Source organism: Clostridium sartagoforme AAU1, from assembly GCF_000401215.1.
GTDB lineage: Bacteria > Bacillota > Clostridia > Clostridiales > Clostridiaceae > Clostridium > Clostridium sartagoforme.
On record NZ_ASRV01000127.1, the window covers coordinates 20,100 to 31,594 of the forward strand.

The window sequence follows — 11,495 nt, forward strand, 5'->3', positions numbered from 1 at the left end:
CTCCTTAAAATAATAAATAAGTTAAAAAGCACCCTATTGAAAGATACGGTGCAAGTGGGAATGATATTTCTTTATCCTTATTTTTAATTTTGTAATAAGCTATGTTAATTAATACAGCAAGTGTAAGTCCAATAAAACTTCCGATAAAGCCTCCTTTCAGTCCCAAAAAAAGTCCATTAGCAGCCATAAATTTAATATCACCGCCTCCTATTCCATCACCTTTTATAAATGCAGTTATTAAAAATGGTATTGGAACAATTAAAAATCCTAAAATAGAGTTAAAAGAATTTAAACTGCATAAACTCAGAAGTATTATAAGTACATGAACCTTATCTGGAATTATCTTATTTCTAATATCTACAATACTTGCATAAGTTAAAATTAAGGCATAAAAAAAGCCTCTCAAAACAATCAAATTCCAAAAGGCTATTTTAAATGCATCCTTCATCTTTTATCTATCCCCCATTCATCTAAATATTTGTACCTATAAATCTTCTGAGATTTATAGAACTTAACCATAAATTTCATCTGATCTACAACTGAAATATTTGTTTGATCTTTTGTTAGCATCATCACTGAACCTGCTATTGAAGACAAAATAAATACTACACAAAATGCTGTACTCTTTGAAATAAAATATATTACTGCATCTATAATTGCTGAAACTAAAGACGCAATTATGGCTTTTAAAAGTTCCTCCTTCCCAAAGCCATCAAAAATCTCTGTTCTAGTTTTTAATCCAAGTGGAATATATAAAGTTTCTTTTTCTTCTAGTTCCATTAAACTCACTTCTTTCTATTCAAGAATAATATCCTAATATTAATTCTTTAATCTGCCATATGCTTTCAGCTAGAATGTAGAAAAGCACTGTATTCTTAGCTCTTCTCTTATACATAGAAAACTCTTCCTCAGAAGTTCCCATTTTTATAAAACAATAAATAATCCTTAGTACCGCACCAGCTCTTATTAGCATAATGAAAGCATCTGCCATTTCTTTAATTAAATCCACTATTTAAAAGCTCCTTTCGCTATCTGTACCAATCTTACGGATTGATATATGGTTCCCATAACTCCTGAACCTTGACCACCAGATATAATAATAAATTCTTGAAGGAACCTAGGTGTTTTAATTGCAAGTATCAAAGCTGCTATTCCCCAAAACACATGTGTATTTAGCATTAATGCAACTCCTGCTTTTGCTAGTACTATTTGAACCATAACTGCAATGGTTGATTGAAAAAACTTCTGTATATAAGTTCTAAAAACACCTCTATCTGCATCTAACATTCCAACACAAGCTAATGGAAGTCCTATACGTAATATTAATATTTCCATACCTCTCATTAAAAATTGAAGATATAGTAAGAAAAAGCATATGAAAAATATCAAAGATACGATAGCAGTAAATAGACCAGCACTTGATATACCTGTGATTACTGCTGAAAAATCTGTTTTCATTCCTTTGCTTATCAAATTAATGACTTTATTGGTTAAATCCTCAACTACAGTAGTTAACCACAGATATAATGTTGGGAAACTTACAGCTATTGCAAGAGCTTTAAAAAATCCTGTAAGAAAAACTAAAGGGTCAGCATCTGCATCCCCTTCTGTCCATAATATATACTGTTCAAAGCCTTTCTTTAAGAACTTTAGAACTATAAGTGAGATTCCAAATCCTAAGAAAATATTAAATACCTCTGTAAATCCATTAGTTCCTATTAAAGTATCCATATATCTTTCTGCGTGAAGAGCTATTGGTACAAGATCATTTAAAAGTGAGTTTACATATACCAAACAACCACTAAGAATAGCTGCTATAAGCATTACAAACAAGGCTTCCAAAAATACTCACCTCCATTTTTTAAGGCTTGCGGTTAAAATATCGCAAGCCTTAATAGAAATTTATTTTTCTGTATATTCATCAATTGTTAACCTTTAAAATTGAACATTTCAGTTATTCTTTGAGTTAAAGTTGGCAATACAGTATCTTTAAATAAAAGATATAAGCCTGAAAGCACCAGTGCCCCAATTACTACTGACATAAGTATTTTTACTGCTGTGTCAACAAAGCCTTCTCCACTCTTGCTTTTTAAAACTTGCTTTATTGAATTAACCTTATTTATTGATCTTATTTGCATTATTAACATTAAATTTTTCATTGAACATTCCTCCAAAATTATATTCTACAATTAGCCTTTAAAATTAAACATTTCAGTTATTCTTTGTACTAAAGTTGGTAATACAGTATCTTTAAATAAAAGATATAACCCTGAAAGCACCAGTGCCCCGATTACTACTGACATAAGTATTTTTACTGCTGTGTCAACAAAACCTTCTCCACTTTTACTTTTTAAAGCTCCCTTTACTGAATTCATCTTATTTACCATATTCCTTTGTGTGCTTAATACTAATTTTCTCATTACTGATACCTCCGTTAATTTATTTATAATATCCAATTATCAAATTTAAAGTAGCTGAAGCTATAACCGCTCCAATACATGAAACTATAGCAACAACAATTCTGTTGTTCCATTTCTTTTGATCCATTTCATCAGCAGCACTTCTTCTTATAAAAAAATATATAATTAGAACTCCTGCCGCAACTGGTGAAAGAATCATCAGCCAAGTAGTTGCATCATTAATAAGTTTTTCTGTCCCTTTTGCTAAATTACTATCTCCTATACCTTCTGCATAAGCTGTTGTACTATTCATAAGCAGAAAATACATAGATGTAGCAATTAAGCAAATCTTTTCTTTAAGATTTTTGATCTTACTTTTAATTTTCCTCATTATAAAGTCCTCCTGAATTCTTACTTTCCTCATAGAAATATCCTGATTGAACCTTTGAAAATTGTGATTTCATTTCTCTTTGGGTATTCTTTATTAAATTCAGTTCTTCATTTGCTGCATAATAAAGCCATATACCCCATAAGTCCATATCAAGCATAGTGATGTTTCTCGCTATTCTTCTACCCTGTCTTAATTCTCTAACCTTTCTGTTATGTTCCTTATCTCCAAGTCCAAACATTTTATTGAAATTCCAAGCTGCTAAATCTGGTGAATACATAATTGAAGGATTATTTCTTGAAGTAATTAAACTGTAAGGTCTTGAAATTTTTCTTATTTCATCTGCTGCAAGTAAGGCCCTATGAGTTAAATTAATACTTTGTGAACTAGATGGAGTAGAAAATTTTGCATGAGATGAACTTAAAGAATAAGTAGACACTGTATAATTCCCAAGTTTTTTTGATATTTCCTCAAGAGTTTCAATATCATCTGCCTGTAGGTAAATCCAATTTTCACAGTTTCCTTTAATGGTTTTAGCCACCTCCTTTCCATACTTTTCATCAAGCTGAGCAAAACTCTGTAGAAATAAATTAAACCTGATCCCTCTTCCACCACCAACGGTAAGCTTATTAGAGAAATCAGGTATTTTAGCAAAGTTTCCAAATTCATCAAGTAAGAAGTTAACTCTATTTTTTAATCTACCACCTCTTTCATCTGCGCTTTTAACTAGCTCTGCATAGTGTTGTGAAACAAAAAGGCTTGCTAAAGAGTAATAAGTAGTTTTCTCATCTGGAAGTATTATGAATATAGCTCTTTTTTTACTTCCAGTTTCTTTTGGATTATATTCACTTAGATTTGTCATTGAATTAATTAATGGATTTGTAAAAAGTCTTAGAGTTGTAAGCGCTGCTGTGTAAAAGCTTCCTCTTGTTTTACTTGGAGCTACCTCAGATATAGCAAGGAGTGCTTTTGCAGGATGAGATGCATTTAGCTTTTTAACATATTCTATAATTGGCATAGTTGTCCCAACCATTTTACACATCTCACTTATGAAATAATAAACATTGGTCATATTTTGATATTTTCTATTGTTACCTTCCTTGTTGTCATAAACTACACTCATTATGCTGCTTGCAATAATTGAAGCTTCTCCATCAGTCCATATCCTCTCGCCTTTAGCTTCACCTACAAGCTGCGATGTTAAGTCCCAGGTTGCATCAATAGCTCTTGCAATATCATTATTATCTATAGCATCAATTACAGGCTGAAGAAAATTATATCTGCTACTTTTCTGTGGATTTTTAAAATCAATAGCTATAATCTCATATCCCAATCTTTCTAAATAAGGATAAGTGTATTCGTAAAGCTCACCCTTAGGATCACTTAAAACCATGCTTTCACCTGATAGTGCAATAATCCCTATGCTTTGCAGCACTATAGTCCTTGTTTTTCCTGAACGTGTAGCTCCAATGCATAATGTGTGGACATCATCTCCTATATAATATATTTTTTCACTTCCCTTCTGCTTTTTATAGCCTAAGACTACCCCACCCTGCGATAAAAGAATTTTGTCTGATTGTACTGAACCTGCTGCGGTTTTATCTTTCCTTTGAATATTTCCTTTCTGTTCTTCCACTGCAAGTTCTTCTTGTGCTTCTTTACCTTTTTCTTGTTCTTTTTCATTTTCATTGTTTACTTCACACCTTTCATTAATTTCTTTTAAATCATCGTATCCTTGTTCTATTAATGCCTTTACCCTGCTGTCATCTGTATTTAGAATAAAGCTATCAAAAGCTGAATCCTTCTCATTTTCTGCAAGCCACTCAGCAGAACCAAATTGCTTTTGACCTGCTGGCACTGGTGTTGAAATTTTAGGAGTTATCTCCCTTAACTCACTCTGATACGGCTTATCATTGGCAAAATAATAAAATATTGAAAATAGAATATTAAATCCATTAAGGCATAAAAAAAGCATCAAGTGCTGTTTACTTGACGCTATACTCTGGATACAAGTTATTAAGTTTGGAATTTTTAGTATTGTCATTTGCTTTGAAAGCAGCTGATGAACTATAGTTGAAAAATAAATGTTTAGAAAAAGCCCACTCAATAGGATGAGCAGACTTATAATAAGCTTTTTGGTTTTATATTTCATTGGGCAATTCTCCTTTGTTAATTGAATTTTGTGGATAAAAATAAGACCTACAATTAGATAGATCTTGTTCTTATGTATAATTATTTTAATTCTTTAATACTATTATCTATTAAATAAACTAATTTAGGATCTATTACTATATATTCTTTGGGAACACTAACAATTTGTTCATTATCGCATATTAGTCCATAATCCTTCATAATCTTAATATATGAATTTGCAGACTGTGTACTAAATTTAAATTCTGATACTAAATCACTGCTTTTAAATGTCGTTTTTCCAACTTTAAGTATTTTCTTAACGATGCTTACAATGTCTTCTTTAGTTCCAATTTTGGAAGGGAATACTGAGTAATAATCATATTGTCTACAATATTTAATTTCTGCTTTATGAATATTATCCATCTGAAACACTTTACTTTGAGGATTACTTATTGATTGTTCATCATAAATAGCTGAAAATAAACGTATTAAATCTCTTGGTGACTTATTTACTAAATATATTAGATCTTCTAAGCACTCTTCCTTTTCTAACAAGTTTTTATAATCATAAGGCTTATTAATAGCAAAGTGTGCCAATCTTTTTTGCAATATATTAATTGTATCCTCGTTATTCCAAGATACATCAATAGGTTTAAATTTATCAAACCGTATCCCATCTTCATTTAGCTTTCTTTTTATGTCATTCCATATACTAAATACTAATGATAATTCTTTCGTATATAATAAGTCCGTATCCTTTAACATTTGCACAGTGAAATCTACAATATTATTTATTTTTCCACCTAGCGCTTTAAATTCATCAATTCTATCAAAAAATATTACTGTATTTTTAAACCCAAGTTTTTTTATAATAAAAATTAACTCTAGTAACATATCTTTTAGTAACTTATAATTTGATAAAAAATACTCTTCCTTTTGTTTTTTATTAATTTCTTCTAACTTTAAGTCAGGTATGTATTTCTTATAAAAATCCAAATTCCCAGTTTTAGGCAGATTGAAGCTTTTACACACGAGATCAGAAGTTATTTCTATTCCTGATGATATCGCAATATTTATTGGTTTATTTAAAATAGTGTTAAATATATTTTTTATTGTATTTTTAGCCTTTACCTTTGATATCTTATTAAATGAATCTTCATATTCTCGTCTACTCATGCTATTATAGAAATCTCTAATAAATATAGCTAATTTTTCTTTGTCATACTTGTCCAATTTCTTAATTAGAAATGAATTTTTTGAAAGTACAACAACTAGTTTTTTTAACAATTCCTGTATCATCAAATATATCATGTGTTTATCATTATTTTTTAGTGGAATATCATCATAATTTTGAATTATTATTGCAAATATATTATTTTTTTCTAGTTCTTTTTTTAGTTCTATTATTAATGCTGATTTTCCGCTTCCTCTGTCGCCAAATATAAACCTACTAGCTCCATTACTTAAGTCATTTATTAAAGTGTCGAAATACCTAGGTTTAATATATATATCAGATAAATAATCAATTTCTTCTTCTGCTGAAAATCTCGAAAAAGGATTCTCACTAAATCCTAAACTTTGATATAACTCCCCCATATATCTTACCCCTTTTGGATATAACCAAAATATCATTAATTTACATATTACAATTATAGTATTTTTTTGCTTTAGTTACAAGAACAACCCTTTTTCGATCTCAAATTTCTTTTTCCCAATCTAATCCTCTTCCTTTGCTTTCCTCAATTGCTCTTTCCTTCTTTGCTTGACCCTCAAGTGTAGTTAAAGGTAAAAGATAATTATAATTATTAGTATTATCTTTACAAATCATTTCAATTGCTGTCAATAGCAATTCCCTCCTTGCTTCAAGCTGCTTTTTATCCGCCTTCTGTTTATTTAATTCAAAAGCTTTAAGAAGTGCATCTTTTGTAAATTGTTCTGGGGGATATAATTTGCTATTCCTGCACTTCTTTCCATCAGGAATCGTAAAAGTTATATATTTTCTTTCATCTATCCAATCAACTTTATAGCCAAGCTTATTTATATTTTCTATAAACTCATCCTTACTTCTGCTACACCATTTACAATACTTTACAGCAAGATACAACTCATATTTCCAACTTTGCTTTTTATCAGTTGACCTATATTCCCCCCTATTTTTGTGCTTTCCTTTTTCTCCATCAACAACAATAAGCTCATATTCTTTGCATAACTCATCTGAATATTCCTTAAGACTTTCTAATTGTTCCTTAGATAGCTGCCACTTACATCCTTTTGAAAAACCAACTGAATTTACAATAAAATGAGTATGAAGATGTTCTTTATCTGTATGAGTTGCATATATTACCTGAAAATCATTAAATACTTCATGTTCCAAAAGCTTTTTACCTATTTCATTTATAATTTCCGGTGTAGCTTTATCATTGGGAGAAAAGGATTGAATAAAATGTATAAACTGTCTCCCCTTTTCTTTATTAAAATTCTGCTTAATCATAACAAACTCTTCATAAGCTGTATCTGATGAACAATCTTTTCCTCCAGTTAAATGTTCTGATGTCTTTAGAGGATTCTTTATATAATTTATAGCTCTTTTCATACCTTTATAGGTATTATTTGATGCATTTATAAACTCTATTACCGCCATAAATTCACCACACTTTATATAAATTGAAGTAAAATAAAAACACATATTATTTTAAAATAACAAATGTTCTTATAATTTTAATACCTTATAGAATGCACAATTTAATTTCGATGAATTGAAATTTGTAATCTAAATACTATGACCATTCTATTTCTTTCATTTGCATTCAGATAATAACTTAAATAGGTAATCTTTGCGTACTTGAGATATGTTAATTTTTTCAAGGTCGTTCTTCAAACTTTTTACAACTTCTTTTTTTGTGATGGAATCATTATCAGAAAGAAATAGATTATAATCTTTAAGGTGCTTATTTTTTCTCTCGTAATCAACATCCTTTTTTGATAGTATATCAGGAACTAAATTTTTACATATTACCACATATTCTCTTGCAGAACGTGCTAAACTTAAAGCTCCCCATCTACTTGGAACTAAGGTATTTATTAACGGAAATTCTTTTCGTGCGTAATTGACGTTATTTATAGTAATTGGGAGACAATAATTTTTATTTTCACTTACATTATAAATGGCTAAATCTATCCAATCCGACAATCTAAAAATCGGTTTAATAAATAGAACATTTTCATTATTTATTAATAATGCAGAAGTTTCATCTGAAATTTCTAAATCTATATATCCGATTTTATTATATGTCATAGAATATTCTTCTATAAATCTACAAGCTACATCTATATCATCTGTGAATGAAAAAATAATTCTATTCTTATTTGCTTTATTCAACTTATGTGTAGGGATTATCTGACTGTATATTTCATTTAAAACACAAATATTACTGATAACATTTTGACCCTTGGAAAAGACTCTTTTATGGCTATTTAGTATTTTTTCATTCATGGGCATGGCTCTATATAACCGCATCCAACAATCCTCCAATTATAAAAAATTTTAATGATAAATTCTGATTTATACATTTCATTGTCTACAAATATTCTACATAATTTATAAACAACTAGATAAAATCTCTATTTTTCTTGTAAATATATTGATTCATTATACAGAATTATATTCCTCTTCTATTGAATTCTCAATAATTCCAAAAATTTTATCTTATTTTCTAATTCCTATAAGTTTTTCCCATATCTCTTTCAACATTTTATTTACAGAATTTATATCAGGACAATTTATCTTACCTTGGTGGCAAAGCATAGTTAATTGGTTAAGATTTGTACCTACTTTAGAAAGTTGGTGAGTAAAATCTTTTATTCCATCAATAACTACAATTTCTTCATTAAGTGCAGAAGCTATAACATAATTGCTAAAGGTCATATTAGCTTTTTTAGCTTTCTTTTTTATTTGCTCTATTTCATCTTCTGTCATTCTAATATTAGTTTGAACATTTCTTTTTCTCATACCATCCCTTCTTTCTAAGTTACTTTTAAAGGGGCTTGGGGATTTCCCCATTCTTAACAAGCTATTGGATATACCAATAGGAAGCTTGCCTTCACCTCAAACCTATGGTTTTCGCTCAGTCCTCTTGGATATTGAAAAAAGAACTAAATTTCCAATTCCTCATCATTTTCCTGTTCCATGTAACAAATTTTTTCACTTTCAATACCCCTTCCAAACCTTATATCTATTGAATTCATTGCAAGACTATAATTTTTATCATCCAAACTATAAAAAATATCAATAGGCGTTGTATATTTATCTTCATAACTGTTGAACAAATTAAAAGCTAATCTTACAAGAGCTTTGGCACTGCTTGAAAGATCAGCATTACCATCATCAAGGCAGTTAGCTTTAATACCATTACTTTCAAAGTCATATAGAAATTTTCTCTTTCTAAACAAATCCTCATTACCTGCAATAATATAAAATAAAGAATACCTTTCAGTATCCCTAGGATGTGTATTATCTTTCTGTATTAGCTCATTAAAATTAACTGCATGTTCCTTATTTAAAAATTGCATTTCAAATCACCCTTTGCCTTTCTAAATACTCATATCATCAAACTCATTTGAGTAGTCGCCACTTCCATAAATAGCATCATTTTCACTTATTTTTGTTACCTTTGACTCCTTAATTAATGCTATTAAATCCTCATTAAAATCCTTTCCTTTAGGTTTATGCCTTACAATTTCATATCTATCTTTATATTTATTGAAAATCTGATTACAAGCAAAATGCCCTGCCTCATCATTATCAAGGCAGAGCATTATTTTATTTATATTAGGATTTTCTTTTAAGTAATATTCAAGAGCTCTATCAGCAACACCCCCAAGAGAAATACAGTGATTTTCAAAATTTTCTATATTGTGCTTCTTAATTAAGGTAAGATAACTCATAAGATCAATAGGAGCTTCAAATACACATACTGTATTATTCTTTCCAGGCTTGCAAAATGGATAAGCTTTATCTGAATTTTTCACATCACATCTAAAAGAATTACCTGTAGCATTTGTACTTCTTATACTTCCATATTGGGGATTATTCTCCTTATCAAAACCTATAAATACGCAGCTTCCATGTGTATTTTCATACAGCTTATGATCTTTAACAAAATCTCTTACAATTTCACTATCAATACCCCTTGAATTAATTAGATATGCAAAGATATGTTTATACGTAATATTTTTTTCTGGAAGAATAAATTCTCCTTTTATTTCTTCTTCAATAACTTCTGGAGGCTTATATCGTAAAATTTCATCTGTTTTTCCTATTAAAGTTTTTACTGCATCTACCCAAGACTTATTCTCCATTTCCATTACAAATTGAATAGCTCCTCCACCTTTATTTTGAGAAAACCAATTCCATTTATGACCATCACTATGAATATATAACCCACCATAACCATCTATTTTAAAGGAGCGAGAAGTAACTTGTTTTACTGGATATCCTGCACTTAAAGCATAGCTTATTATATTTGTTTTATCAGCTTTAGATATTTCTTCATCAGTAAATCTTAGCTTTTCCATTACCTTCTACCTCCAATAAAATTAAAGCTCCAATTCCTCATCTAGTTCAGAATTGAAGCTTTGATTTTCCTCTAATAAATTTTTATCTTCTATTTTTATTGGTTCATAACTTGCTAATTCATCTATTGCTTGTGGCATATAGCCCTTCTCAGCCATTGAACAATTATTAATTCCTGCAACTATTATGTGATCTAGTATTTTGATTTCTAAAGGATTAAAAATATTAACTAGCTTCTGAGTTAAAGCCTTGTCTTCATTGGAAGGAAAATTAGCGCCTCCAGGGTGATTATGAGCTAGAATCATAGCTCTGCAATCACAAGCTAGAGCTTCTTTTAATATTTCTCTTGGATAAACTACTGCTTGAGATATATTACCTTCCGACATAGTCTTGGTTTGAATTATGTTATTTCCATTATCTAAAAAAGCTACCATAAACTTTTCTTTATCCTTTACACCGCTTAATAAAGGTACAAAATATTCTGCTGCTTCCTTTGGTGTAGAAAATTTAATTTTATTTTCATTTTCATGAGCTTTCAATAAATTATAAGAAGCTATAAACTCTTTGAGCATTGATATTTTTTCTAGCTGCTTATCATTTGGTTCAATAACCTTTGGATGCTCTAAAATATTGAACGGATTATTTTCTTTTGCATAGTCTTCTATTTTTTTAATAGAAATTCCTGTTAAGGTATTTAAGCCTTTTAAAAAGCTATAAGTATATGGCTTATTCTTTTCCATTAGAGTGCACCTCCAATACTTTCCTCAAGAGTTTTATCACTTAAAGTTTCTAATACGAGCTGCAAACCTTCGAGTTTTTCATATACCTCATAAGGAAGCTCCATTTTTTCATAATCCTTAAAAAAATTATCCACTCCATGATTTTCAATGTATTCTTTTATTCTTTCCTCTGTATCTACATCTAGTTCTAAAAGCTGTGCCATTAAAGAACATAAATACTTATAATTATCTCTATTAATTTTCTTATTCACTTACCTCACCTC

The 11,495-nt window shown here is 29.6% G+C and carries 16 protein-coding genes; all 16 read right to left on the bottom strand.

Features of this window, described 5'->3' with window-relative positions; translation table 11 throughout:
- Positions 1-4: 4 nt before the first annotated feature.
- Positions 5-448 carry a prepilin peptidase gene (locus tag A500_RS09800; RefSeq protein ID WP_016207426.1) on the bottom strand — a complete coding sequence of 148 codons (444 nt, stop codon included), beginning with the start codon at positions 446-448 and terminating at the stop codon, positions 5-7.
- Positions 445-780 carry a hypothetical protein gene (locus A500_RS09805; RefSeq protein ID WP_016207427.1) on the bottom strand — a complete coding sequence of 112 codons (336 nt, stop codon included), beginning with the start codon at positions 778-780 and terminating at the stop codon, positions 445-447. The genes A500_RS09800 and A500_RS09805 overlap by 4 nt, the downstream gene beginning before the upstream one ends.
- A gap of 19 nt (positions 781-799) precedes the next feature.
- Positions 800-1,009 (bottom strand): hypothetical protein, encoded by a 210-nt coding sequence (locus A500_RS09810; protein WP_016207428.1) that lies wholly within the window; start codon positions 1,007-1,009, stop codon positions 800-802.
- Entirely contained in the window at positions 1,009-1,842 is an 834-nt protein-coding gene (locus tag A500_RS09815) for a conjugal transfer protein TrbL family protein (RefSeq protein ID WP_016207429.1), read from the bottom strand. The genes A500_RS09810 and A500_RS09815 overlap by 1 nt, the downstream gene beginning before the upstream one ends.
- An 86-nt stretch (positions 1,843-1,928) precedes the next feature.
- On the bottom strand, positions 1,929-2,159 hold the full coding sequence (locus A500_RS09820) for a DUF6133 family protein (RefSeq protein ID WP_016207430.1): 231 nt from the start codon (positions 2,157-2,159) through the stop codon (positions 1,929-1,931).
- Positions 2,160-2,189: 30 nt separating this feature from the next.
- Positions 2,190-2,420 (bottom strand): DUF6133 family protein, encoded by a 231-nt coding sequence (locus A500_RS09825; protein ID WP_016207431.1) that lies wholly within the window; start codon positions 2,418-2,420, stop codon positions 2,190-2,192.
- Between the two features lie 19 nt (positions 2,421-2,439).
- Positions 2,440-2,790 carry an Mbov_0395 family pilin-like conjugal transfer protein gene (locus A500_RS09830; RefSeq protein WP_016207432.1) on the bottom strand — a complete coding sequence of 117 codons (351 nt, stop codon included), beginning with the start codon at positions 2,788-2,790 and terminating at the stop codon, positions 2,440-2,442.
- Entirely contained in the window at positions 2,777-4,939 is a 2,163-nt protein-coding gene (locus A500_RS09835; RefSeq protein WP_040436737.1) for a VirD4-like conjugal transfer protein, CD1115 family, read from the bottom strand. The genes A500_RS09830 and A500_RS09835 overlap by 14 nt, the downstream gene beginning before the upstream one ends.
- Positions 4,940-5,019: 80 nt before the next feature.
- Positions 5,020-6,516: a P-loop ATPase, Sll1717 family gene (locus A500_RS09840; RefSeq protein WP_016207434.1), complete on the bottom strand. Its 1,497-nt coding sequence runs from the start codon at positions 6,514-6,516 to the stop codon at positions 5,020-5,022.
- A gap of 100 nt (positions 6,517-6,616) precedes the next feature.
- Positions 6,617-7,561 carry a relaxase/mobilization nuclease domain-containing protein gene (locus A500_RS09845; protein ID WP_016207435.1) on the bottom strand — a complete coding sequence of 315 codons (945 nt, stop codon included), beginning with the start codon at positions 7,559-7,561 and terminating at the stop codon, positions 6,617-6,619.
- A gap of 156 nt (positions 7,562-7,717) precedes the next feature.
- Complete coding sequence (locus tag A500_RS09850; protein WP_016207436.1) at positions 7,718-8,437, bottom strand: hypothetical protein; 720 nt, start codon at positions 8,435-8,437, stop codon at positions 7,718-7,720.
- A 189-nt stretch (positions 8,438-8,626) separates the two neighbouring features.
- Positions 8,627-8,929 (bottom strand): plasmid mobilization protein, encoded by a 303-nt coding sequence (locus tag A500_RS09855; protein WP_016207437.1) that lies wholly within the window; start codon positions 8,927-8,929, stop codon positions 8,627-8,629.
- 143 nt (positions 8,930-9,072) lie between these two features.
- Complete coding sequence (locus A500_RS09860) at positions 9,073-9,489, bottom strand: DUF6075 family protein (protein WP_016207438.1); 417 nt, start codon at positions 9,487-9,489, stop codon at positions 9,073-9,075.
- A gap of 21 nt (positions 9,490-9,510) precedes the next feature.
- Positions 9,511-10,494 (bottom strand): DUF3991 and toprim domain-containing protein, encoded by a 984-nt coding sequence (locus A500_RS09865; protein ID WP_016207439.1) that lies wholly within the window; start codon positions 10,492-10,494, stop codon positions 9,511-9,513.
- A gap of 21 nt (positions 10,495-10,515) precedes the next feature.
- Positions 10,516-11,232: a JAB domain-containing protein gene (locus A500_RS09870; protein WP_016207440.1), complete on the bottom strand. Its 717-nt coding sequence runs from the start codon at positions 11,230-11,232 to the stop codon at positions 10,516-10,518.
- Positions 11,232-11,483, bottom strand: a complete 252-nt coding sequence (locus A500_RS09875; protein ID WP_016207441.1) for a hypothetical protein — start codon at positions 11,481-11,483, stop codon at positions 11,232-11,234. Before A500_RS09875 ends, A500_RS09870 begins: the two co-directional genes overlap by 1 nt.
- Positions 11,484-11,495: the final 12 nt, after the last annotated feature.